20 protein-coding genes are annotated in these 22,844 nt (G+C 61.5%); 8 read left to right on the forward strand and 12 right to left on the reverse strand.

Features of this window, described 5'->3' with window-relative positions; all coding sequences use genetic code 11:
* Positions 1 to 382 precede the first annotated feature (382 nt).
* The 3 genes from MSG32_RS03300 (at position 383) to MSG32_RS03310 (ending at position 3,302) form a co-directional block, all read left to right on the forward strand.
* Positions 383 to 1,921, forward strand: coding sequence for a catalase (locus tag MSG32_RS03300; protein ID WP_282460251.1), 1,539 nt, complete (start codon positions 383 to 385; stop codon positions 1,919 to 1,921).
* Between the two features lie 204 nt (positions 1,922 to 2,125).
* Entirely contained in the window at positions 2,126 to 2,716 is a 591-nt protein-coding gene (locus MSG32_RS03305; RefSeq protein WP_248377600.1) for an ankyrin repeat domain-containing protein, read from the forward strand.
* A 241-nt stretch (positions 2,717 to 2,957) separates the two neighbouring features.
* Positions 2,958 to 3,302 carry a hypothetical protein gene (locus tag MSG32_RS03310; RefSeq protein ID WP_248377602.1) on the forward strand — a complete coding sequence of 115 codons (345 nt, stop codon included), beginning with the start codon at positions 2,958 to 2,960 and terminating at the stop codon, positions 3,300 to 3,302.
* 330 nt (positions 3,303 to 3,632) lie between these two features.
* Here the strand turns inward: MSG32_RS03310 and MSG32_RS03315 are convergent, their stop codons facing one another.
* The 3 genes from MSG32_RS03315 to MSG32_RS03325 form a co-directional block, all read right to left on the reverse strand.
* A complete protein-coding gene (locus tag MSG32_RS03315; protein WP_248377610.1) occupies positions 3,633 to 4,328 on the reverse strand; it encodes a fibrobacter succinogenes major paralogous domain-containing protein in 696 nt (231 codons plus the stop codon).
* 50 nt (positions 4,329 to 4,378) lie between these two features.
* Positions 4,379 to 5,329 (reverse strand): SDR family oxidoreductase, encoded by a 951-nt coding sequence (locus MSG32_RS03320; RefSeq protein WP_248377612.1) that lies wholly within the window; start codon positions 5,327 to 5,329, stop codon positions 4,379 to 4,381.
* A gap of 430 nt (positions 5,330 to 5,759) precedes the next feature.
* Complete coding sequence (locus MSG32_RS03325; protein ID WP_248377614.1) at positions 5,760 to 6,434, reverse strand: HAD-IA family hydrolase; 675 nt, start codon at positions 6,432 to 6,434, stop codon at positions 5,760 to 5,762.
* A gap of 276 nt (positions 6,435 to 6,710) precedes the next feature.
* Between MSG32_RS03325 and MSG32_RS03330 the strand changes: the two genes are divergently transcribed.
* On the forward strand, positions 6,711 to 7,157 hold the full coding sequence (locus tag MSG32_RS03330) for a MarR family transcriptional regulator (RefSeq protein WP_248377616.1): 447 nt from the start codon (positions 6,711 to 6,713) through the stop codon (positions 7,155 to 7,157).
* On the forward strand, positions 7,150 to 7,899 hold the full coding sequence (locus tag MSG32_RS03335; RefSeq protein ID WP_248377618.1) for a siderophore-interacting protein: 750 nt from the start codon (positions 7,150 to 7,152) through the stop codon (positions 7,897 to 7,899). Before MSG32_RS03330 ends, MSG32_RS03335 begins: the two co-directional genes overlap by 8 nt.
* Before the next feature lie 137 nt (positions 7,900 to 8,036).
* Here the strand turns inward: MSG32_RS03335 and MSG32_RS03340 are convergent, their stop codons facing one another.
* Positions 8,037 to 9,992, reverse strand: a complete 1,956-nt coding sequence (locus MSG32_RS03340; RefSeq protein WP_248377627.1) for a TonB-dependent receptor — start codon at positions 9,990 to 9,992, stop codon at positions 8,037 to 8,039.
* A 322-nt stretch (positions 9,993 to 10,314) separates the two neighbouring features.
* On the opposite strand from MSG32_RS03340, the gene MSG32_RS03345 reads away from it, so the two are divergent.
* Both MSG32_RS03345 and MSG32_RS03350 read left to right on the forward strand, forming a co-directional pair.
* A complete protein-coding gene (locus MSG32_RS03345; protein ID WP_248377629.1) occupies positions 10,315 to 10,749 on the forward strand; it encodes a MarR family transcriptional regulator in 435 nt (144 codons plus the stop codon).
* Positions 10,750 to 10,830: 81 nt separating this feature from the next.
* Positions 10,831 to 12,084: an NAD(P)-binding domain-containing protein gene (locus MSG32_RS03350; protein ID WP_248377632.1), complete on the forward strand. Its 1,254-nt coding sequence runs from the start codon at positions 10,831 to 10,833 to the stop codon at positions 12,082 to 12,084.
* A 157-nt stretch (positions 12,085 to 12,241) separates the two neighbouring features.
* Here MSG32_RS03350 and MSG32_RS03355 read toward each other — a convergent pair whose 3' ends face one another.
* The 4 genes from MSG32_RS03355 to MSG32_RS03370 form a co-directional block, all read right to left on the reverse strand.
* The gene (locus MSG32_RS03355) at positions 12,242 to 13,786 is read right to left on the reverse strand and encodes a tripartite tricarboxylate transporter permease (protein WP_192839310.1); all 1,545 of its coding nucleotides are present in this window, start codon (positions 13,784 to 13,786) and stop codon (positions 12,242 to 12,244) included.
* A 3-nt stretch (positions 13,787 to 13,789) separates the two neighbouring features.
* Positions 13,790 to 14,374: a tripartite tricarboxylate transporter TctB family protein gene (locus MSG32_RS03360; protein WP_248377634.1), complete on the reverse strand. Its 585-nt coding sequence runs from the start codon at positions 14,372 to 14,374 to the stop codon at positions 13,790 to 13,792.
* A gap of 113 nt (positions 14,375 to 14,487) precedes the next feature.
* Positions 14,488 to 15,594 (reverse strand): tripartite tricarboxylate transporter substrate binding protein, encoded by a 1,107-nt coding sequence (locus MSG32_RS03365; RefSeq protein ID WP_248377636.1) that lies wholly within the window; start codon positions 15,592 to 15,594, stop codon positions 14,488 to 14,490.
* A gap of 129 nt (positions 15,595 to 15,723) precedes the next feature.
* Positions 15,724 to 16,470 carry a ribonuclease activity regulator RraA gene (locus MSG32_RS03370; protein WP_248377637.1) on the reverse strand — a complete coding sequence of 249 codons (747 nt, stop codon included), beginning with the start codon at positions 16,468 to 16,470 and terminating at the stop codon, positions 15,724 to 15,726.
* 502 nt (positions 16,471 to 16,972) lie between these two features.
* Between MSG32_RS03370 and uxuA the strand changes: the two genes are divergently transcribed.
* Positions 16,973 to 18,148: a mannonate dehydratase gene (uxuA, locus tag MSG32_RS03375; protein WP_248377644.1), complete on the forward strand. Its 1,176-nt coding sequence runs from the start codon at positions 16,973 to 16,975 to the stop codon at positions 18,146 to 18,148.
* A gap of 168 nt (positions 18,149 to 18,316) precedes the next feature.
* Here uxuA and MSG32_RS03380 read toward each other — a convergent pair whose 3' ends face one another.
* The 4 genes from MSG32_RS03380 to MSG32_RS03395 all read right to left on the reverse strand — a co-directional run bounded on the left by MSG32_RS03380 (position 18,317) and on the right by MSG32_RS03395 (position 22,742).
* Entirely contained in the window at positions 18,317 to 19,186 is an 870-nt protein-coding gene (locus MSG32_RS03380) for a DUF4437 domain-containing protein (RefSeq protein ID WP_248377646.1), read from the reverse strand.
* A 415-nt stretch (positions 19,187 to 19,601) separates the two neighbouring features.
* On the reverse strand, positions 19,602 to 20,909 hold the full coding sequence (locus tag MSG32_RS03385; RefSeq protein ID WP_054557135.1) for a TRAP transporter large permease: 1,308 nt from the start codon (positions 20,907 to 20,909) through the stop codon (positions 19,602 to 19,604).
* The gene (locus MSG32_RS03390) at positions 20,906 to 21,523 is read right to left on the reverse strand and encodes a TRAP transporter small permease (protein WP_248377649.1); all 618 of its coding nucleotides are present in this window, start codon (positions 21,521 to 21,523) and stop codon (positions 20,906 to 20,908) included. The genes MSG32_RS03385 and MSG32_RS03390 overlap by 4 nt, the downstream gene beginning before the upstream one ends.
* A 118-nt stretch (positions 21,524 to 21,641) precedes the next feature.
* Positions 21,642 to 22,742, reverse strand: a complete 1,101-nt coding sequence (locus MSG32_RS03395; protein WP_248377651.1) for a TRAP transporter substrate-binding protein — start codon at positions 22,740 to 22,742, stop codon at positions 21,642 to 21,644.
* Positions 22,743 to 22,844: the final 102 nt, after the last annotated feature.

The raw sequence follows: 22,844 nt of genomic DNA on the forward strand, positions 1-22,844 counted from the left end.
TTCGAGGTGGGTGACAGGCAGCATCGAGTATCTTGAGCCGCGCGGATTGGATGACAGGACGCAACAATCCTGGGCTGAACGTCTGGCCCTCAGGCCTTGGGTTGGCGGTCTCTCGCTGGGCGATTGATCAGGGAGGAGTTTGCATCTGGCCTGAAAACCGCAGCAGCGCGACACCTGTATGCATGAACATGCAGCAAGTCGTGGCCGTCGTGCCGGACGCCACCTCGGGTTGCTCGCTGGCGGAATGAATCAACTGGTGCTTATATTGCAACACATTAGGTTTTCACTATCCCTTGGTTAGTTATTATTTATTTTTGCTATGGGAGCTTCTCGCCAATACTCCTCGCCCCGTTACTCCCTGATTTAACGAGGAATTTGCGAGATGCTGAACGTACGTTTTCCCATGAAGACCCTGACGGCCGTGATGGCGCTGGGCCTTTCTGCCAGCAGTCTGGCGCAGCAGGAAGTGATGACTCGCTCCAATGGTGCGCCGGTCGGCAACAACCAGAACTCCCTGACCGCCGGCCCGAACGGCCCGACACTCCTGCAGGATCACCACCTGCTGGAGAAGCTGGCGCACTTCGAGCGCGAGCGCATTCCGGAGCGTGTCGTCCACGCTCGTGGTACCGGTGCCTACGGTGAGTTCCGTGCCACCGCGGACCTGACCGATCTGACCGTCGCGGCACCTTTCCAGGACAAGGGCCAGGTGACGCCGGTCTTCGTGCGCTTCTCCAGCGTGATCAACAGCAAGGGCTCGCCGGAAACCCTGCGCGACCCGCGTGGCTTCGCCGTCAAGTTCTACACCGAGCAGGGCAACTGGGACATCGTGGGCATCAACTTCCCGGTGTTCTTCATCCGCGATGCGATGAAGTTCCCGGACATGATCCATGCGCTGAAGCCGGACCCGCGTACCAACCTGCAGGACCCGAATCGCTACTTCGATTTCTTCAGCCACATCCCCGAAAGCACCAACATGCTGACCTACCTCTACTCGCCGCTGGGGATTCCGACCAGCCTGCGTGAGATGGATGGTTCTGGCGTGCATGCCTTCAAGTTCGTCAATGCCGAAGGCGACTGGAAGTACGTGAAGTTCACCTGGAAGTCGCGTCAGGGCAACCACGGCATGACGCCGCAAGAAGCCGCCAAGGTGCAGTCCACTGACTTCAACCATCTGACCGATGACCTCTACACCCATCTGGATGCCGGCGATGACCCGGTCTGGGATCTCTATATCCAGACTCTGGATCCCAGCAAGCTGAACAGCTTCGATTTCAATCCGCTCGATACCACCAAGTTGTGGCCGGAAGACCTGATTCCTGCCCGCAAGGTCGGTGAGCTGACGCTGAATCGTACGCCGGATAACTTCTTCCAGGAAACCGAGCAGGCGGCCATGTCGCCGGCCAACCTGGTGCCGGGTGTCGAGCCGTCCGAAGACCGCATGCTGCAGGGGCGTCTGTTCGCCTACGCCGATGCCCAGCGTTATCGCCTGGGAGCCAACTTCATGCAGCTGCCGGTGAATGCGCCCAAGAATGAGGTGCACAACAACCATCAGGACGGCGCGGGTTACTCCAAGCCGCGTTCCGGCTCCATCAACTATCAGCCGAGCCGCAACGCCGACTCGCTGGTGGATGACAGCCAGTACGAGTACAAGCGCTACACCCTGAATGGCACCACCCAGCAGCAGCCGATCGGCAAGCAGCAGAACTTCGCTCAGGCCGGTGAGCTGTATCGCTCCTTCTCCGAGCAGGATCAGGACGCTCTGATCCAGGCGCTGGGGACTGACCTGGGCAAGGTCAAGAACGAGGAGATCCGCGAGATCATGGTCAGCCACTTCTACCAGGCAGACCACGAATACGGTGAGCGTCTGGCCAAGGTGGCAGACGTCGACATGGACGACGTGGAAGAGCTGATCGAGGACTGAGACATCTGAGGCAGCGGCTGAAAGCGAAGCGTATGAAGAAAGGCGTGATGCGATCGAGATCAACCGCTGCCCGGAAGTCCCGGCACTGATTGACCCGGCAGGGGAGCTTGCGCTCCTCTGCCGGCCGGCACACGAGCGCAACATGAGTGCAAGACGAGCTCAACATGTGCGCATCACGAGCGAAAGATGAGAGAGGAGCGCAAGATGCATACGATGCGAGCCACAGACCCCATCGGGCAGCAACACGGCCTGGGCAGAAGATGGCTGGCGGTGTTGGCCAGTCTGCTGCTGATGGTGATGGCGGGGCAGGCTGTCGCGGCTGGCGACATTGATATCTTTGACGCCGCACGCGACGGCGACAATGCCGCGATCCGGGAATATGTTCAGCAGGGCGGTGATCTCTCGGTCACCAATTCACGCAGCTATACCCCTTTCATTCTCGCGGCCTACTACGGGCATACCGACACCCTGGCGCTGCTCAAGTCCGCCGGAGCTGACGCCTGTGCACTCGATGAGAAGGGCAGCAATGCCTTCATGGGGGTAGCGTTTCGCGGCTTTGACGAGACAGCCAGATGGCTGATCGCCAATACCGACTGTGATGTGAATCATCGCAATTACAGTGGCCAGACGGCGCTGATGATGGCGTCTCTGTTCGGCAATGAGGACATCATCAAGCTGTTGCTGCAGGCAGGCGCGGACCCCTCGATCCAGGATGCACGTGGCAATACTGCGCAGTCATTGGCGGCGGCCCAGGGCCTGTCACGTATCGTGACGCTGGTGAAGTTCAATATGTGAGATCAGGCGTGACCAAGGGTGGCCAGTGAAGCCTGTTCGGGGAATCTATCGGCTGACAACGCGCTTGGCTCACAGGCCCTTGGCGCCACCAACCTGACGTTCTATCGACTTTACGTTCTATCGATTTCAGGTTCTATCGATCTCACGTTCCATCAATCTTGAGCTCTATCAATCTGACGTTCCGCAAAGCGCAAGTCTTGCAGATCTGACCAACCCAACGCAAAAGACGAGAAGTGACACCATGAAAGCCATGAAAGTACTGTGTGTGACAGCTGCGCTGTGTGCTGCGAGCAATGCGGCATTTGCCGACAACGGCGAAAGCGACATCCGTGTCCGTGAGGCGTTGAGCGAGAGCCGTATCATGGGGCAGGCGCAGCCGGCCGAGCGCAGCACGCAAGTCTATGTGGAAAGCGGCATGAGCGTGGCGGCAGGCAGAGTGCAGCATGCCTTGAGTGAAGAAGGCAGCCGCGGACAAGCTCGCAAGTGGGCCATTGAAGACAAGAATCACGCGACGGATTTCGTGAATGATGCCGGCAAGAGTGTTCCCGCCACCCGTATCGAGCATGCCTTGAGCGAGAGCGCCTGACAGCCGTTATCACCTCCGGGATGGAGTGTGCGTGACATCATGGTCGAGTCTTTCTGAGCGCTAGCTGCCAGCCAGCAATGATCAGAACGACACAATAACGTGAAGCCCGTCATTTGCGGAAAGACGCTTGACCATGACGATGTCATCTTGCACCCGGAACCGGCAGGAACCCTTCAGCAAGGATTCTTGTTGAACCACGCGTTCAATCGCTGACGTCAGAATGTCTTCAATCGGCGTGACTCAGCGGATCAGAGTCCTTGCTCAAGCGCTCCTCGCGCCTATATCACTACCGACTGTGCCCCTCCCATTACCCCCAGTGTTGTGCCCTGATCAGTCCTTTACGCATCTCACCGAGAACATGCCACTTTTGCCAAGTGTCGCTCGGCGGATCTCGCCCTTGTGCGGGTTCCACCAGGAGTAGGCCAGTGTTCTGGCAAACGCTTTGGTCGGCGTCGCCTCACTGCGGGTCCAGAATTCGGCGTAGGCGCCCTGGGTGATATACCAGCCTTTCCACTTCACGCCCGCCGGTCTGGCTGAAAAGCCGGTGAGATTGATGCGCGCCTGATCGAAGGACGTCAACAGGGAATCGGGTTGAGCCGCCTTGAGCGTGATGGCGATATCGTCATCGCCACGCCAGCCCGTCGCGTCGATCTCCTTTTCTGCTATTCCGATGGCGCGTTCCAGCGCTTTCCAGTCCTCATCCGAGGCGACTCTCCAGCCCGCCGGGCAGAGATTGCGAGCATCACTGACATCATGCCAGTCATACAGACGGCCATATGACAACAGGTTGTCAGGGTCATCCTCGGGGATGAATGCCGTCCTGATGGGCGAGCCATCCTGAAAGCGAGTCGTTCTGAGGTTGTCGGCAAGCCAGGTCTGATCGCCAATCTTCACGCTGCGATAGGTATTGCCTTCACTGTCCTGAATCGAGGTCTCCGGCTGGATGATCTCGTCATAAAGGCGGTTGGCAAACGACATGTTCGGAATCATCATCAGGAGACCTGTGACTACCAGTGATACATTCATGGGATTCACCTCCCTGAAGTTAGGCGGGAAGGGCGGTGGTCGGCTCAAGGTCAAATCGACCAGCTCAACTGTGTTGCCTTCTCCGAGACTTGCCACAGTCGGGTCATGACGCTCTTCTCCAGAACGAATGCCCCCAATTCGCACTCGCCCACCGGCCCGCCGAAATTCATCAGCCCCGTCGGGCCATGGTAGGCCCGCTGCCTGAGAGTCTCCTCGGTGGCGCACATGACTTCCGGGTAAGCGCCTTTCTCGGCCGTCTGCGCCATTCCCGTCTTCACCATCACTGCCCAGCTGAGTCGAGTCGCCAGATTGGCGTTGTCACGAATCAGTGAGGTGTTGGACGCGCCCGGATGGCAGACAAAGACTTTTACCCGGCGGCCTGCGACCTCAATCCTGTCCTGCAATTCATAGGCGAACATCATCTGTGCCAGCTTGCTGTGGCTATAGACCTTGTTCGGGTGATAGTTGTGCTCCCAGTTCATGTCATCGAACTGGATGGTTTTCAGGCCCATCTTGTGGCCTTCACTGGAGACCACGACGATCCGCCCGTTGGAGGCATCGATACGCTCGAACAGCAGCCCGCACAGCAGGAAATGCCCGTAGTGATTCACGCCCAGCTGACTTTCGAAGCCGTCGACGGTGAGTTGCTGCCGGGAAACCTGAGCGATGGCGCCATTGCAGATGAGGGCATCGATCTGCGGGACCTTCTCCAGCACTTCCGCGGCCGCGCTGCGTACGCAGGCCAGCTCCGCCAGATCCATGCGTATATGACTGACATTCGCCGCGGGGCCAAACTCCTCTTGCAGCGCCGCGATGGCGGCCTCTGATCTGGTCGGGTTGCGATTCAGCATCACGACGTCGGCACCCTTGCTCAGCAATATGCGCGTCGCCTGAAAGCCCGCGCCGCTGTTGGCGCCGGTGATGAGATAGGTCTTGCCGACGAGCGAGCCGATTCTGTCCGGGGTCCAGCCCTTGGGGCCAAATGGGGTGTTGCGAGTCATGGTCAAGATCCTGATGGCAGGTGTGCGGCGGTTGCGCTCGGGATACGTCAGGGGCGCGCACGAGAGCTGCGTCTGGCTTTTCGTACGGTCGTGTCCTGCGAGCCTTGCGTGTCTGGTGCGTGCTTGCTGTAGAGGTACTATAAATATCGAGAAGGGCGATATATAGGCGCTATAGTCGCTAAAACTTGCCTATTTGTATCGGTAGGAGAGGGGGCTTGCGCCATTCGCGATCGGGAGTGCTGGTGGCTGTGACAGGCAAAGTGAGTCACACCACGAGCAGCCTGTCTTGTGCGCCAGGCATGAAAAATCCCGCCTCTAGGGGCGGGATTCTCGCTATGGGATGTCATGAGACGGGGTTTCACGAGCCGGGGGCATGGTGCGGGAATTGAGGGAGAAGGCGCGACGATGTCTAGTACTGCGCAGCGAGCTTCTAGTACTGCGCAGCGAGCTTCTGGGAAATCTGCGCCACCAGCCTCGGCAGCTCGCGCGCATGGTGCATGCGCAGTGCGCCACGCGGCGTTTCATGGCCGTCGTCGTGATGGGCGAAGTGGATGACCTGCATGCCGGCATCCAGCCCTGCCTGTACCCCGACGATGGCATCATCGATCACCACGCAATGTGATGGCGAAAAGCCCATCTGCTCGGCCGCGAGCCGATAGATGCGTGGGTCAGGCTTCCACACGCCCAGGGTATAGGCACTGTAGATATGGCCATCGAAGAAGCGCGCCAGGCGCGTGGTATCGAGTGCCAGGCGCACCTTGCGCTCAGGCCCGTTGGACACCACGCCACAGGGGTAGCCTTCAAGCTCCATCAAGGCGGCTGCCATGCCGGGCATCGCCGTCAGGTGCGCCTTCATCAACTCTTCCAGCAGGGCGCGCATCTCGCCTTCCATGCGCCGTGTTGGCGCTTCTTCCAGAACGCCATGAGCTGCCTCCAGCGTGCGCACGATGCTCATGAAACGCATGCCGCGAAACTCGTTCATGTAGCGGTCGCTGGTAAACGGCAGACCATAGCGGGGCAGGGTGCTGGACATGGCCTCGGCGAGGAGGATTTCGCTATCAACCAGGGTGCCATCGGAATCAAACAGCAGGCAGAGTTCAGCCATCGATGCCTCTCGTGGGCGTCAGGAATGTGTGGCCTTCGACCTTAGCAGGTTCCCGCTCGCTGTCACCATGTCACGCAGCAAGAGTTACCGAAAGCGCGCCTGGCAGTGGAGAGAAGCGTGATAGGCATATGAGATTTTCGGCATTAAGATGAGAATGCTTCTCGATCATAATTTTGTTGACAGTTTCAACCATCTGCCAATATAGTTGACCTATACCAACCATATGGTGAGTGACACATGAGTCAGGCATCACTCAATGATGTGCTGCATCAGCTGATGCATGTCTATCGCAGGCAGCTTCGTCTGGGCATCCAACGCTACCAGCTTGATCTGCCTGTCACGCACATTCGGGTGCTGAAGGGCATTGGCCGTACCTCCGAGTGCACGGCGCACAAGATCGTGCAGCATCTGGGGCAGGACAAGGCGCGCGTGACGCGGGTGCTCAATGAATTGATGACGGCGGGATTGATCATCAAGACGGAAAATCCGCAGGACCGTCGCAGCCTGTTTCTCGCCCCTACCGAGGCGGGCCACGACATGCTCAACGAGATTGAAGCCCTGGAAGATGAGACCGCTCGGCGGATGGCGGGAGACCTCAGCGATGAGGAGGTCGCCACCTTCCTGAAAACGGCATCTGCCATGATCCACAATACAACCGAGTGTGAAGCACGCGATGCTGAACAACTTGAAGGCGTTTGCCAGAGGAGTGCGCAAGATGGGTAAGCCCGCAATGCGAGAGCTTGAAGTGATTCGTTCCACCCCGGTGACGGAGCATATGCTGCGCGTCACCCTGGGCGGGGAGAATATCGGCTCCATCCCCGAGGGGCAGGAGAGCGCCTATATCAAACTGGTGTTTCCGCGCGGGGAAGGCGAGCGCCCGATGATGCGCACCTATACCATTCGCCATCAGCGTGCGACCGAGATCGATGTCGATTTCGCGCTGCACGACCACGCCGGCCCGGCATCTGCCTGGGCCGTCAGCGCCCAGCCGGGGGATCGCATCACCATCGGCGGCCCGGGGCCAAAGAAGCTGATCAACATGGAAGCCGACTGGTTCCTGCTGGCGGGTGACATGACAGCCTTGCCGGCGATCAGCGTCAATCTGGCCGAGCTGCCGGCAGACGCGCGCGGCCACGCCGTCATCGAGGTGAGCAGCGAAGCCGATATCCAGACGCTTGAGCATCCGGCCGGCATCGAGCTGCACTGGGTCATCAATGCGCAACCGGACCCGAGCGGCCAGCCGCTGCTGGACAAGATCGCCTCCTTGCCGAGCCTGGAGGGCCAGGTATCTGTCTGGGCGGCCTGTGAATTCGGCAGCATGCGAGCGCTGCGTGCTCACCTCAAGCAGGTGCACGAGATCCCCAAGTCCCACTTCTATGTCTCCAGCTACTGGAAGATCGGCCAGTCAGAAGATGGCCACAAGCTGGTCAAGCAGCAGGACGCCGAGGCGGAAGAGGCGAACTGAGGCCTGAGTCAGTGACGCCACCCAGCTCCGGAGAGGAAAATGCCCCACAGGCCAGGCCTGTGGGGCATTTTTTCGTCAGCTGATCGCGATCTGATCGTGAGCTGTTCGTGAAGTCAGGGTCTGGGTCAGTGGCTGGGTCAGAAGCTGTAGCTGGCACCCAGGCGGATGTCACGGCCCGGCTCGAGCATGCTGTCACCGCTGCTGAGCAGGTAGCTGCTGTGGTCGCTGTAGCGCTTGTCGAACACGTTGTTGACCGCCAGTGTCAGGGTCAGATCCTGATATGAGGCGGGTGTCCACTGGGCGCGGATGTCGTGCGTCACGTAGCCCGGCTTCTCCTCGTCGCCTTCAGCCACCCGCTCCAGACGTTCTACCGCGTTCAGGGTGTAGCCTAGGGTGACGTTGTGGTTTGGCAAGCGATACTGGTGATCCCAGGTCCACTTGTCGCCGGTGGAGGCGCCGATGTTCATCTCGTCACCCAGCGGGTCGCCGTCGTTGTTCTTCATCACCACCTTGGCATAGCCCAGACGCGTGTCGTAGCCGCCCACGCCCCAGTTCAGGCTGGCTTCATAGCCACGGCTCTCGACTTCGCCCTCCAGGTTGTAGAGCACCGCCGGATCACTGCCGCGATCATAGGCCTGATAGTTCTCGATATCGGTATGGAAGCCGGTCAGCGCGAAGCCGAGGCGGTCTCCCTCCATCAGGGCATCGCGCTGATGCCAGTCCAGACCGATCTCGCGCTGGCGAGCGCGTTCCGGCTCAAGTCCTTCGGCGATGGTGACATCATCGCCGATCAGGATCACTTCACGTGCCTTGGCACCGCGAATGGCCTCGCCGTAGCCGGCATGCAGGGTGAGGTTGTCAGTGGCATCGACACTCAGAATCGCGTTGGGGGAGACCTCGCTGCCACTGACGCTGCCCGCCTCGCCGTAATCACTGTCGTAATCATCCAGCCGCGCGCCAACGGACAGGGCCCACGGGCCCAGCGTCATGCGGTTCTGGGCGTAGACTCCCAGGTTGCGTGAGGTGTCTTCGTTGTTGGGGCCGGCGCTGCCTGCGTCATCGGAGCGACGAGTGTCCTGATCATAGAAGTCCACGCCAGTGGTCAGCGCATGTGCCACGTCACCCGTCTTGAGGCGGAAGGTGTTGCGAACATCCGCGCCGAATTCGCGAGAACGGCTGGTGCTGCCGGCCTCGACACGATCCAGTTCCTGGGTGGTGTGATAGAGGGTGGTGCTGGTATCGATCAGGTCATTGCCCGGGTGCCAGGCATGATTGACGGTGAAGGTCTCGCGCTCCATTTCCTGATAGGTCGGCTGCTGACTGCTGAAGCTCGGCATGTGCGGACGCGTGAAATAGGTGCCGTGATCGGTGGTGCGCTCGGCGCTGATGCGCAGGTCCTGATCATTGACGTCCAGCAGTGACATCTTGAGCAGGTAGCCACGCTGCTGGCCTGCGGTCTGTTCCTGCTCACCGCCACCGCCAACTTCATAGTCATCGCTGTTGCGGCCGCTGACATATCCCATCAGACCGAGATTCTCCCCCAGACGACCATAGAACGCCGTGGTGCCGGAGGTGGCGTCCGCCGCACTTTCGGTGCCGACGGAGACGCGCGCGCCCAGGTCCTGACCGGGCTTGAGCAGGTCCTGCGCATCCTTGGTCTCGAAGCGGAGACTGCCGCCAAGCGCGCCCGGGCCATCATCGGCGGTCGCGGGGCCTTTATCGACTTCTGCCTGCTTGAGCAGGGCCGGGTCAATGGTCAATCGGCCAGTATGGTGGAAGAGATAGCCGCCCTGACGCGCGCCATCGATGGTGACGTTCAGGTTGGTGTCTTCCAGGCCGCGTACATAGACTTTCTGGCCGATGGCGATGCCACCGCCGACACTGACGCCCGGTTCGGCGCGGAACAGGTCTTCCAGGTCGCGTGCCTGACGCTGATCGATCTCTTCAGCACTGATCACGACATTCTGTTCGAGACGGTCTTCGCTGATGACGAGGGTGGACATGTCGTCAGCCGAGGCGTGGCCCGAGAGGCTCAGGGTCAACGCACTGGCGGAGAGGACGGCTGCGGTAAGCGGATGGAGGCGGAGGTGCACGTGAGATTCCTTGCTTTGAATAGTTATATGTTGCGGCTGGCAATGCTAATCGTTCTCAATAATGAATTGCAAGATTCTTGCACAATTCTTGCCTGCAGGTGCTGCTGGCGTCGTATCGGGGAGAGAGATCGCGATTGAGTTGCCCGTGCAGGCATTGCCACGTGCAAGCCGATAGGGTTGGTGGACAAGGATTGCTGAATAAGGGTTGCTGGATAAGGGCTGCTAGATAAGGGCTGCCGGATATCGGTGCGCTCTTTATCGTGCTCGGTTATCGTGGCAAGCCACGCCCCCTTTTTTGACCACCGTCACGTGAGGCACCAGAGTGGATCAAGCAGAAGCACTGTACGAAGCCGTCAATCAGCTCATCCGTGTCCATCAGTTTCGCGACAGGGAAAGCATCTGCCACCACAACGTCTCCGTCGCTCAATGCTATGCGCTGGAAACGCTGGTCAAGCGCGGACCGCTGAGACTGCAGGCGCTGGCGGACGAGATGTACCTCGACAAGAGCACGACAAGCCGGGTCGCCGACTCGCTGATCCGCAAGCATTACGTGCGCAAGATCGAGGACCCCAACGACCGGCGTGCCGTTGAGCTCTCGCTGACCCCCCAGGGCAGGGCGCTGTACCAGCAGATTCACGCCGAGCTGGTCGCGGAAGAGGCCTCCATGATCGAAGGCCTGTCGCCGGAGGTCGTGGAGGGCGCAGTGACACTGCTCAACAAGCTGACCCTTGCCGCGCGGCAGCGCCTGGGTGACTGATTGAGCGCCTGGGAGTAGACATTGGCGTGGAGGGATACTAGGTTTGTTGTCACTGACAACATATTGCTGCGAGAGACTGCCATGAGTCGTGATATCACAAGCCTGCCGGTGGCCATCATCGGCGCCGGGCCGATAGGGCTGAGCGCCGTCGTCAATCTGCTGGAGGCAGGGTTGGAGCCGATTCTCTTCGAGTCGGGCGCACATGCTGGCGCCAACCTGGCCAGCTGGGGGCATGTGCGCATGTTCTCGCCCTGGTCATGGAATATCGACGCTTTAGCGGCCGAGTTGCTGCAGGAACAGGGTTGGCGCGCCCCGGACGTCGCTGCTTATCCCACCGGGGCAGAGTTTCTTGACCGCTATGTCGCACCGCTCGCCGCGCACCCGTCGATCAGCTCGCGGCTGCATGTCGATAGCCGCGTCACCCATGTCAGTCGACAACAGCATGATGTGCTGCGCAGTGGCGGTCGCGATGAGGCGCCCTTCGTGCTGCGCGTCGAGGGTCCTGACGGCCCGCGAGATGTGCTGGCCCGCGCGGTGATCGACGCCTCCGGCACCTACCAGACCCCCAACTGGATCGGCGCGCATGGCATTCCCGCCATTGGTGAGCAAGCGGCGGCCGAAGTCATCGCCTATGGCGTGCCGGACATCCGCGGCACACAAGCGGCTGAGTATGCCGGCAAGTCGGTACTCGTGATCGGCAGCGGCCATTCGGCGCTGAATGCGTTGCAGGACCTGATCGCGCTGGCAGACCACGAAGAGGGGATGCGAATCGTCTGGGGTGTGCGCTCCGCCAATATCGATGAAGTCATCCGCCCGGCGCCCAATGATGAGCTGGAGGAGCGCAAGGCGCTCGAACTGCGCATCAAGGCGCTGCTCGAGGAAGGCCGGATCGAGGTAGTGACCGGGCTGGCCGTCGAGGCGATCGATCATCAAGCGGGGCGCTGGGTCGTACAGAGTGGCGAACACCGGCTGCCAGCGGTGGATCGCATCATCGCGGCCACCGGTTTCCGTCCCTCTCTGGGGCTGCTGTCTGAATTGCGTGTCTCGCTGGACCCCGCGACGCAGAGCCCTATCAAGCTTGCGCCGCTGATCGACCCCAACCAGCACAGCTGCGGGTCGGTGCCGGAACACGGCGCGGCCGAACTGCTGCATGCCGAGCCAGACTTGTTCATCCTCGGCATCAAGAGTTACGGCAGAGCGCCGACCTTCCTGATGCGCACCGGCTATCAGGAGGTCAGATCCGTGGTGGCCGCGCTGGCAGACCCCGCCTCCATTCGCCCGGCGCCTGTCTGCAATGCGGCGGCTACCCGCAACGCCTGCTCTGCACCCGCCTGATCGAGTGGTGGTGATCGGTTGGTCCGCGCGTCAGAGAGAACATGAAATGCCCGTTACCTTTCGGCACCGGGCATTTTTCGTTCAGGCATGGGGCTTTTAGGTGGGCTTATTCTCGGGAGCTTATGGATAGGCTCGTTCCCGGGGCCTTGTGGGAGGCTCAGCCCGTCGAACCTGCCTTCGCAGGGGCCGCCTGCTTCAGCTGCACCGGCTTGCGAATGCCGAGGAAGTAGACGAAGACCACCGTCAACACGACGAAGAACAGGCTGTCCGGCGTGGTGATGAAGGTCATCGGGTTGCCGTTGGACAGCGTCAGCGCGCGACGCAGGAATTCTTCCAGATTCGGGCCGAGGATGAAGCCGAGCAGCAGCGTGATCACCGGGTAATCATGTTTGCGCATCAGGTAGGCGACGATGCCCAGCACCAGCGTCATCATCATCTGGAACACGGAGTAGGTGGCCACGAAGCTGCCGACCACGGCCAGCAGAGCGATGGCGCCATAGAGCACGTCCTTGCGGATCGTGACGATGCGCAGAAAGTAGGGGCCCATCAGGTAGAGCGTGAGAGGAATCAGGATCAGCGCGCTGAACAGCAGCGAGGCCAGCATCGGTGCGATCAGTCCGGATTGCGAGGCCATCAGCTGCGGCCCCGGCTGGATACCGTTGATCACCAGTACCCCCAGCACGATGGCCGTCACCGGGTCGCCCGGAATCCCGAAGGTCAGCATTGGCACCAGGGCGCCACCACAGACGGCATTGTTGGCGCTTTCGGCGGCGGCGATGCCTTGGGGGTTGCCCTTGCCGAAGCTCTCCGGCTTCTTCGAGGTGCGCACGGTTTCCACGTAGGCGAGAAAACCACCCATCGAGCCCCCCGCGCCGGGCAGGGTGCCGACCATATAGCCGATCAAGGTCGATTTCAGATAGCAACCGAGGCCGATCTCGCGAATGGCACTCAGCGGCGGAATGAAATCACGTCGCTTGAGCTGCTTGCTGGCCTTGAGTTGCTGGCGGATGGCGGCGTCCTTCTTGCGGTTGCCGACCTGGATCAACAGCTCGCTGATGGCGAAGGTACCGATAATGACCGGCATCAGATCGATCCCGGCGGTCAGCTCACTGATGCCGAAGGTGAAGCGGGCCAGCGGCTGCATGGCGTCCAGCCCGACGGTCGCGAGCATCAGGCCCAGGCAGGCGGTGATGCCGGCCTTGCGGATATTGCCGCGTTGGGCGACCACGATCACGATCAGCGCGAAGGCGATCAGCGCGCACTTGCCCGTCGTCTTGACCAGCAGTGAGGCCTCGGCGATGAAGGGGGCCAGCACGATCAACAGCAGCGCGCCGAGGCTGCCGCCGATCATCGAGCCGAAGGAGGCATGGCCCAGCGCCAGCGCGCCTTCGCCACGCTGCTGCATGGGGTAGCCTTCCAGCGCTGTCATCATCGAGGACGGCGCGCCGGGGATATTGATGGTGGTGGCCGTGATGCTGCCGCCACACATGCCGGCCATGTAGATGCTGGCACACGCCATCAGGGCGGTGGTGACATCGAGGCTGTAGGTCAGCGGCAGCAGCAGGGCGAGTGCCAGCGTCGCGGTCAGACCCGGAATGGCCGAGAAGATGGTGCCGATCACGAAGCCGGCGACCACGTAGAACAGGATGACGGGGTCGAGCAGCAGGGCGAAGCTCGAGAATACCTGGGCGATGAATTCCATGGGTCAGCTCCCGTTGCCCAGGCCGAGCGCTGACAGATCCAGCGCAGGGAGATGGACGTTGAACAGTTGCTCGAAGAGCCCATAGCCCAGCGCGGAAATGGCGCAGGCGATCACTGCCTTGCTGACCCACTTGTCACGCCCTGCGAACAGCAGCATCACGGCGAAGACATACAGCGCTGACGACAGCAGGTAACCCAGATGCGAGAACGCCAGGATATAGAGCGCGGTCACCAGCATCAGGCGCAGCGCCGGCGAGAAGAGAGGCGAGCTTGCGTCGCTGTCCGCGCTGGAGGCGTCATCGTTGGCGGTCTCGGTGCTGGTGGACTCAGCGCTGTCGGACTCGCTGCTGCGGGAGCCACGGCTCGCCCGGTGTTGGCTCACCAGCTGCGCCACGCAGAGCACGAGCGCGATGCTGCCGATCAGAGCGGGGAAGAAGGAGGCCGTCAGACGGCCATTGTCCAATGGCGGCGCCATCTGGAAGGCACTGATCAGATAGAGGGCGCTGATGGCGGTCATGGCCAGCGTCAGCGGTGTCGCCCCGCTGAGCAGCCAGTGACGCCGGACGGGAGGAGAGGCGGAAGGAGACATGACAGAATTCCCTGGCGGCGCCCGTGGCCGAGCGCCGCTTGACGATGGAAGTGAAGGAGGACGGGGAGACGTGGGATTGCAGCGGCACTCAGAGGTGCCGCCTGCCAGCGCGTCTACAGGCCGAGTTCATCCATGGCAGTGAAGGTCTTCTGTTGGTAGTCCTCGATCCAGGCGTTGACCTCATCGGCCCCCAGCCAGCTGGGCGTGACGCCGACTCCCGTGATCCACTTCTGGAATTCTGGTGTCTCGTAGGCGCTGTGGTAGGCGCTTTCCAGGGTGCTGACCACATCCTCCGGGGTGCCCTTGGGCACGGCCAGCACGATGAAGCTGCCGGTCTCGAGATTGCCGCCCAGTTCGCTCATCGGCGGCACTTCCGGGTAGGCCGGATTCTGCTCGGAGGAGAACTCGACGAGGCCGTGGGCATCGCCGGAATCCAGAATGCCGGAGAAGTCTCCCAGACTCGAGATGGCGCCGTCGATCTCACCGGAGAGCAGGGCCTCGGCCTCGGCGGTGGAAGAGCCCGGGTAGGTGATGACATTGAATTCGACGCCCGCTGCCGCTTCCAGGCGGCGTACCGCCAGATAAGGGCCAGAGCCTTTAGGAGCGACGCCGATCCTCACGGTGCCGGGGTTTGCGCGTGCGGCCTCGATCAGTTGCTCATAATTCTCGTAACCGGACTGCCTGGAGACCACGATGGCATCCGCTTCCTTGGTGATGCGGGCGAAGGGAATCATCCGGTCCAGCGAATAGCCGGGCACCAGGTTGCCGCGGGGCAGGGTGATGATGCTGTCATAGGTCAGTACGCCGACGGTATGGCCATCGGGACGCGCCTTGCTGAGCTGCATCAGGCCGGTGGCGGTGATGGCGCCGCCGATGTTCTCGACGTAGATCGATTTCGGCAGGTCCTGCTCGGCGAGGTTGCTGATCTTGCGGCTGATGGCGTCGGCACCACCGCCGGCCGGCCATGGCACGATCAGGCGAATGTCACGCACGGGATAGTCGGCCTGCACGCCGCTGCTGACGAAGGGCGAGGCCGCCACCATGCCGGACAGGGCCAGCGGCGCGAGCAAGGCCAGCAGCGGACGACTGCGGCGCTTGCGGTCTGCGCGGGATTGCTGACTAGCATCAGAGCTGGGGTGCATGTTGGCGTGCACGTTGGCCTGACGGCTGTTGAGAAGGCTATTCAGATGGCTATTGAGACGGCTGTTCAGACGGGTCATGGCATGACTCCAGTGTTGTTATGGTTGTGGTCACTCGAGGCGCATTGAGGCAGGAGGGATGGCGGACGACAGGTCGGCGTGGCCTGTCGTCCGTGGCCGCCGTGGACAAGACGGCGGCTGGCGAGCCGATTACTGCTTGGCGGCCATATAGCGTTCGAATTCTGCGCGTGCTTCGTCGGTCGGCGGATACAGGCCGATCACCGGCGTGCCGTTGCGTACCTTTTCCAGCACGTAATCCTCGAAATCTTCCATCTGGCTGGCTTCCTCGGCGATCTCGTCGGCCAGTTCCAGCGGCACGACCATGACACCATCGGCATCGCCGACCAGCACATCGCCCGGGAAGATAGGCACACCACCGCAACCGATCGGCACCTGCAGTTCTACCGCGTGATGCTTGGTCAGGTTGGTCGGCGCGCTCGGCTTGGCGCAGAAGATCGGCAGGTTCATCTCGGCGGCGGCGCCTGAATCACGAATGCCGGCATCGGAGACGAAGCCCGCGCACTGACGATACTCCAGACGCGTCAGCAGAATGCTGCCGGCGCTGGCGGCCGAGGCATCCTGGCGGCAGTCAGACACCATCACGTGACCGGCCGGGACGGTTTCCACCGCCAGACGCTGCGGGTGCTTGGGGTCGCGGAAGGCGGCGACGGTATCGATGTCTTCCCGCGCCGGGATGTAACGCAGCGTGAAGGCCTGGCCCACCATCTGGGTGGTCCTGTTGTTCATCTGCACCACGTTCTGGATGAAGGTGTTGCGCAGACCGCGCTTGAACAGCAGGGTGTGCAGGGAGGCGGTGGAGGCGCGCATCAAACGCTCGCGGGTCACGGAGGAGAGCTCGGCGTAGCTGGGATGCTCTGTGGAGGTAATGGCAGTCATATGGCGTCCGTCGTCAGTATAGGTAAGGAGTCTCGGCTCTCGGCAACGTGCCTGGCCCAAGTGATCAGTCGACACGTGCGTCTGATGTGCTTTCGAGACTCACTATAGGGGGGAAGGGATGACTGATCAAACAAATATTGACAACTTTTGATGAGCAATAAGTCTAGTGTCATGACCCGAAAAGCGCGTCTTGGTGGCCGCCAACAGACATGTCACGAAAGGGGTGTGGCAGCGATTGCGCAAAGAGGAATGATGGTTAGCTATTGAATGATGATAGCAAGCTACTGATTGTAAGGGGTTTTTTATGAGGTGTGAGCGCGATGGGTATCTGATCGGCCTGGTATCTCAAGACGCGATCAAGGGTTGAGCCCATCTTCAAAGGGAAGGGCGCCGGGAGAGCCGCTCGCCGGCAGCGACATAGGTCGCATGGCAGCACCTGACACAAGTTGTCATATTTTGTCGGCAGGTGGCATTTGCCCCCTTTGACCGTCAAGGAGATGACATGGAAGCGACATGGCGCTGGTTCGGTCCCGCGGACCCCATCACGCTCGAGGAAATTCGCCAGACCGGCGCGACAGGTATCGTGACGGCGCTGCATGAGATTCCCAATGGCGAGGTCTGGCCGCTTGAGGCCATTCGTGAGCGCAAGGCACTGATCGAGGCGGCCGGCCTCCGGTGGTCGGTGGTCGAGAGCATTCCGGTGCATGAGAGCATCAAGCAGGCGGCGCCCGGCAGTGATCGCCATATCGCCAACTATCAGCAGTCGCTGCGCCACCTGGCGGAATGCGGGATCGGCACCGTGTGCTACAACTTCATGCCGGTGCTGGACTGGACGCGCACCGACCTCGCCTGGCAGCTGCCGGAGGGCGGCACTGCGTTGCGTTTTGATCAGGATGCCTTCGCGGCCTTTGATCTCTATCTGCTGGAGCGCCCCGGCGCCGAGCACGAGTACAGCAGCGCAGAGCAGCAGGCCGCGCGCAGGCATCTGGCGTCGCTCGATGATGCCGGACGCGAGACGTTGATCCGCACCATCATCGCGGGGCTGCCGGGGGCGGAAGAAGGCTACACGCTGGCCCAGTTCCGAGCGGCGCTGGCGGCCTATGACGGTATCGATGCCGCGCGACTGCGCCAGCATCTGGCCACTTTCCTCAAGGCCATCGTGCCGGTGGCGGAAGAGGTCGGCATTCGACTGGCCATTCACCCTGATGATCCGCCGCGGCCGATGTTTGGCCTGCCGCGCGTGGTCTCGAGCATGGTGGATGCCGACTGGCTGCTGGGCGTCGTGCCCAGCCCCGCCAATGGCCTGACGTTCTGTACCGGCTCCTACGGGGCCAATCCGGAGATCGACCTGTGCATCATGGCGCGGCGCTTCGCCCCTCATATCCACTTTGCCCATCTGCGGGCCACCGGGCGTGACAGCGAGGACAAGCGCTCCTTCCATGAGGCTGAACATCTCGAGGGTGACCTGGACATGGTGGACATCATCAGCGTGCTGGTCGCGGAGGAGCGTCGTCGCCTGGTATCGGGCGGCGCGCCCTTGCCGATGCGCCCGGATCATGGCCACCACATTCTGGATGATGCCCGGCGCGAGACCCGCCCGGGGTACCCGCTGTATGGGCGCATGAAGGGGCTGGCGGAAATCCGTGGCCTCGAAATGGCGGTCCAAAGACTGGCCTGACGGCGTCGCCTGATGGCGGGTACGCATACCAACGCAACACAAACACGAACGGCCACCCGCGGTCTTGAGACCGGGGTGGCCGTTCATGTTTGCTGCAGGTCGCGATGTCTGCTGATTCAGGGCTAAGAGCCAAGATCTCAGAGCTAAGAGTTCAGGCGACCTCAGGTCTCAGTCTTCGACGATGTCGAAATCACCATTGGTGCGCACGTAGAGCAGAGTCTCGCCGTCGGCACCGGTGGTGATGTCATGGGTGATCTCGCCCTGAGAACCGAAGTAGCTGCCGGTCGCCAGGCTCTGGCTGTCGTCCTTGCCTTCGGTCTCGTGGGTCAGGTCGCCCTTGATGACCACGGCGCGGAATTCGTCGGCGTGGCTTTTGATCTCGCCGGAGAAGTCGGCCGGCAGTTTCACCAGGCGGCCGCTCAGCTGGCCGACGTCCGGGTTGCCCCACAGGAAGGCGGTCTTCGGGCCTTGCTCGGCGTCGTCGCTGCCCGGCAGGTTGATCCAGCGGATGTCATTGGCATCCAGCCATACCATGTTGTTCTCTGCGACATTCAGCGGCTCTTCATCGTTGTGGAAGGCCTCGGATTCCGGCTGTACCAGGTAGGGCCCTTCATTGATCTCGATGTAGGCCATGTTGACCTTGTCTCTGGCCGCGGTGATGTGCGATTCCCCTGCCGGCTGGATCCAGAACGAGCCTGCGGGCAGCCACTGCTCATCGGCGTTCTTGTCATCGTTGTGGACCTCGCCCTGGATGACCACGCCACGGTAGGTGATGTTGTGGATGTGGGGCGGTGAGGAGAAGCCTTCGTTGAACTTCACCAGGAAGCCCGAAGCGCCATCCTTGGTGCGGTCGCCCCACAGGTCGCCGGCCGCCGGGCTCTGGTCACCGCGCAGCGGGTTCAGGTAGCCCCAGTCGATGTCGGACTGCTGGACGACTTCACTGGACGGTGTGAGCGTGGAGTGGTCATCGGCGTGGGCGGTCATGCTGGCGAAGGCGACCGAGAGGCCGAGAAGAGCAAGGGAGAAGGGACGTTTCATGGTGGCTGCCTGTCTGGTCATGGGAAGAAGGGGGACAATGCCGATGCGCTGGCAATCGACGCAGTGAATCTTGGAACGGGCAGGCGGCGGGATATAGCGGCAGATGGCGTAAAGACTTTCAATCAAAGCATGATAATCGGCCGTTCATCTTGGGCGTGTTATCGGCGCAAAGGCTCAAGACGATGCCAAGACCTGTGGCGTGACGATCACCCTGAGTCGAGGAGGATTTCTCGACAGATCACGACGTTGGCGAGCTTTTGGCGCGTGTTCGTGCCGCTGGTGCGGCCCGGCCCGCCGGGATGAGGCGGTCAAAAATGAGCCGCCAGGGGGAGGCAGGGAAGTGTGCGAGGACGAGGAATTGGCAGTTCCGGACATTCCTCAAACAGTTTTCGGAATGTCCGGATAATGCATCGGGTCAGACGAAGTCAGGGGCGATGAGGCGCGGAATGGTCAGCACGAATTCCGGGAACAGGATCATCAACAGGATCACGGCCAGCATCACGCCCAGATACAGCATGGTGGTCGCCATGGCCTTGAGCAGAGGAATGCCGCCTATCTTGGCGGATATCATCAGACACAGGCCGTAGGGCGGCGTGATCAGGCCCAGACCCAGCGCCATCACGCCGATGACACCGAACTGCACGGGGTGCACGCCTGCCGACATCGCCAGCGGATAGAAGATGGGCGCCATGATCGCCATCGCGGGCAGGGCATCCATGAAGGTGCCGATCACCAGCAGCACGATGGTCATCACGATCAACAGCACCGTCGGGTCGGTGATGCTGACGCCCGCCATCAGCTTGGGCGGAATCTGATAGAAGCTGATCAGATAGCCGAAGATGGCCGCGCCCACCAGGCTGAACAGCGACAGCGAACACAGCCTGACGGTGTCGGTGGAAGCATTGAGCAACTTGGTGAGATCCAGCTCGCGATAGACCACGAAGCCCAGCGCCAGCGCATAGACCACCGCGATCACCGCGGCCTCGGTGGGGGTCACGATGCCCAGGGTGATGCCACCGATGATGACGATCGGAATCCCGGCGGCCAGCAGGCCATCCTTGCCGGAGCTGGCCAGCTCCTTGAGGGTGGCGCGCTTGCGCACCGGCACATCATAGCGGCGGACATAGCGGGTATTGAGCAGCAGCTGAGCCACGCCGATCATCACGCCGGGCAGGATACCGCCCAGAAACAGGCCGGCGATCGAGGTATTGGTCAGCGCGCCCCACACGATCATGTTGATCGACGGCGGGATGATGGTGCCCATCACGGAGGAGGCCGCGGTGACCGCGACGGCGAAGCTGACTGGATAGCCTTCGCGTTTCATGGCCGGAATCAGCACCGTGCCCACGCCGGCACTGTCGGCGGTGGAGGAGCCGGACACCCCGGCAAACAGCATGCTGACCAGTACATTGACGTGGGCCAGCGCGCCACGGAAGTGGCCGACCAGGCGCATGCACAGCGTGATCAGACGATCGGTGATCCTGGCGGCATTCATCAGGTTGCCGGCCAGCAGGAACAGCGGCACGGCCAGCAGCACGAAGGAATCCATGCCGTTGTACATGCGCTGGAACATGATCCAGTAGGTCAGACGCGGGTCGAGCAGAATCAGTGTCGTCGCCGTCAGCACCAGCGCCATGGCGATGGGGATGCCGATCACGATCAACACGCCCAGCACGCCGAACAGCAACCAGGGCATCAGGTACAGCCAGTCCATTGGCATCATGACAGGGGCCTCCGATCAGTCGCGCCATGCGCATGGCTGGCGATGGCGGGAGACAGAACCGCTGCCGTCTCCTCCGGTGTTGCCAGCGCTTCCGCCTCATTGGGCGTATTGAGCGCCTTCTCCATGGCCTGCATGCCGTGCAGCCAGGCATGCAGCAGCCGTTGCAGGCTGAACAGCACGATGAAGATGCCGCTGACGGTGAACACCGAGTAGACGTAGATCATCGACAGTCCCGAGGCCATGGCACTGCGGCGCAGACCGGAAAGGGCGAAGTCCTTGCCGTGCACGATGAACAGTACCCCCAGCAACAGGCAGGCGAGATCACGGATCCAGCGCGTGACGAGATCGGCACGGCTGCCACGCGCAAAGGCTTCCAGCACGAAGTGATCGGCGTGCAGTACCCCGACCGCGGTGCCCAGCATCACCATCCACTGGAAGGCGAAGCGGCTGAATTCCTCGGTCCAGAACAGGCGCGGCAGGAAGGCCAGATTGCGACTGGCGATCTGATAGATGATGAAGACGATGAAGCTTGCCAGCAGCGCCAGCAAGACGAGATAGAGCAGACGTTCGAGCGTCCGGTTCAGGCGCGAAAGCCCTGAGAGCACAGGATGCATGGCACTGTCCTCAAGAAGAGTGCGATGGGGGAGGAGCTCGACGCAAGGCGGCGAGATCATTCAAGCCAACCTGAAGGCGGGGCAGCCAGACGCTGCAGGGCTGCCCCCCAGGCGTGGCTTACTTGACCGCACGCACCTTGTCGTAGATTTCCTTGAGGCCCATCTCGGCGATCACTTCCTTGAGCGGTTCGGCCACGATTTCCTGCATGCGCTCACGGTCGATCTCATGCAGCTTGGCGCCCTGCTTCTCGAGCTCGGCGAGGGCTGCCGCGTCCTGCTCCAGCTGCACCTTGCGGGCATAGGCCGCCGCATCATGGGCCGACTCCATCAGGGTCTTCTGCTGCTGCTCATCCAGATTGTCCCAAGACATCTTGGACATGGTCAGCAGGCGCACGGTGATGTCGTGCTCGGACAGCGCGATATTGGGCGCAACTTCGTGGAAGCGCATGCGCAGGGTCCATTCCGGCTCGTTGAGCAGGCCGTGGATCGCGCCCAGCTGGATGGCGGTGTAGATCTCCTTCCAGGCCACCACGCTCGGTTCGACCCCGAGTGCCTGCCAGGCGACGATCAGCGGCTTGGTCGGGTTGGTACGCAGCTTGAGGCCCTTGAGGTCATCGAGTGAGGTAACCTCGCGCGAGCTGACGATATGCCGCTTGCCGCCCCCGAAGTAGGCCAGCACCTTCACATCAGTCTCGTCACTGATCTTCTGGGCGATCTGCTGGCCGACATCGCCATCCAGCACCTTCTGCCAGTGATCGACATCGCGATACAGGAAGGGAATCGTGAACACGTTGGCGGTGGGCGAGAAGTCGGTGATCAGCCCGGGGCTTACGATGGACATGTCCAGCGCGCCGGCCATCTGTTGCTCGAACATCTCGGTCTCATGGCCCAGCACCGAGTTGCCCATGATGGTCATGGTGATGTCGCCATCGGTCTTCTCGGCGAGCAGGTCGCGCAGCCGCTCGGCGCCGAGTTGATAGGCGGTATCTTCGGTGCCGGCGTGGCCGAAGCGTAGCTCCATCGCCTGAGCGCTGGCAGAGACACCGAGCGTGGCGCCCAGCAGGGTGCCGGTGGTGGCCGCGACGGCCAGGCTCTTGCCTAGCCCCTTGCTCAGCCGGGCGCTCAAACGGGAGCCCAGAGGTGAGCGCTGGGAGGGAGAGGTGGGAACAGAGGTAGAGGTAGAGATAGAGGTATTGGTTGGATTGATCCAATTCAGCATGATGGCGTTTTCCTTGGCGTTGTTTGTTGTTGTGCCTTGCATCTTCTGGTCTTGCAGTCTTGCCGTGTTGCGCTTGCCAGACCGACAGTCTCCAGACTGCCG

The sequence above is a fragment of the Cobetia sp. 1CM21F genome (assembly GCF_023161745.1).
GTDB classification, from domain to species: domain Bacteria; phylum Pseudomonadota; class Gammaproteobacteria; order Pseudomonadales; family Halomonadaceae; genus Cobetia; species Cobetia amphilecti.

Bases quoted from the DNA above. Each gene is read 5' to 3' on its own strand.
- MSG32_RS03300 (WP_282460251.1), top strand. From the start codon at position 383: ATGCTGAACGTACGTTTTCCCATGAAGACCCTGACGGCCGTGATGGCG.
- MSG32_RS03305 (WP_248377600.1), top strand. From the start codon at position 2,126: ATGCATACGATGCGAGCCACAGACCCCATCGGGCAGCAACACGGCCTG.
- MSG32_RS03310 (WP_248377602.1), top strand. From the start codon at position 2,958: ATGAAAGCCATGAAAGTACTGTGTGTGACAGCTGCGCTGTGTGCTGCG.
- MSG32_RS03315 (WP_248377610.1), bottom strand. From the start codon at position 4,328: ATGAATGTATCACTGGTAGTCACAGGTCTCCTGATGATGATTCCGAAC.
- MSG32_RS03320 (WP_248377612.1), bottom strand. From the start codon at position 5,329: ATGACTCGCAACACCCCATTTGGCCCCAAGGGCTGGACCCCGGACAGA.
- MSG32_RS03325 (WP_248377614.1), bottom strand. From the start codon at position 6,434: ATGGCTGAACTCTGCCTGCTGTTTGATTCCGATGGCACCCTGGTTGAT.
- MSG32_RS03330 (WP_248377616.1), top strand. From the start codon at position 6,711: ATGCATGTCTATCGCAGGCAGCTTCGTCTGGGCATCCAACGCTACCAG.
- MSG32_RS03335 (WP_248377618.1), top strand. From the start codon at position 7,150: ATGGGTAAGCCCGCAATGCGAGAGCTTGAAGTGATTCGTTCCACCCCG.
- MSG32_RS03350 (WP_248377632.1), top strand. From the start codon at position 10,831: ATGAGTCGTGATATCACAAGCCTGCCGGTGGCCATCATCGGCGCCGGG.
- MSG32_RS03355 (WP_192839310.1), bottom strand. From the start codon at position 13,786: ATGGAATTCATCGCCCAGGTATTCTCGAGCTTCGCCCTGCTGCTCGAC.
- MSG32_RS03360 (WP_248377634.1), bottom strand. From the start codon at position 14,374: ATGTCTCCTTCCGCCTCTCCTCCCGTCCGGCGTCACTGGCTGCTCAGC.
- MSG32_RS03365 (WP_248377636.1), bottom strand. From the start codon at position 15,594: ATGACCCGTCTGAACAGCCGTCTCAATAGCCATCTGAATAGCCTTCTC.
- MSG32_RS03370 (WP_248377637.1), bottom strand. From the start codon at position 16,470: ATGACTGCCATTACCTCCACAGAGCATCCCAGCTACGCCGAGCTCTCC.
- uxuA (WP_248377644.1), top strand. From the start codon at position 16,973: ATGGAAGCGACATGGCGCTGGTTCGGTCCCGCGGACCCCATCACGCTC.
- MSG32_RS03380 (WP_248377646.1), bottom strand. From the start codon at position 19,186: ATGAAACGTCCCTTCTCCCTTGCTCTTCTCGGCCTCTCGGTCGCCTTC.
- MSG32_RS03385 (WP_054557135.1), bottom strand. From the start codon at position 20,909: ATGATGCCAATGGACTGGCTGTACCTGATGCCCTGGTTGCTGTTCGGC.
- MSG32_RS03390 (WP_248377649.1), bottom strand. From the start codon at position 21,523: ATGCATCCTGTGCTCTCAGGGCTTTCGCGCCTGAACCGGACGCTCGAA.
- MSG32_RS03395 (WP_248377651.1), bottom strand. From the start codon at position 22,742: ATGCTGAATTGGATCAATCCAACCAATACCTCTATCTCTACCTCTACC.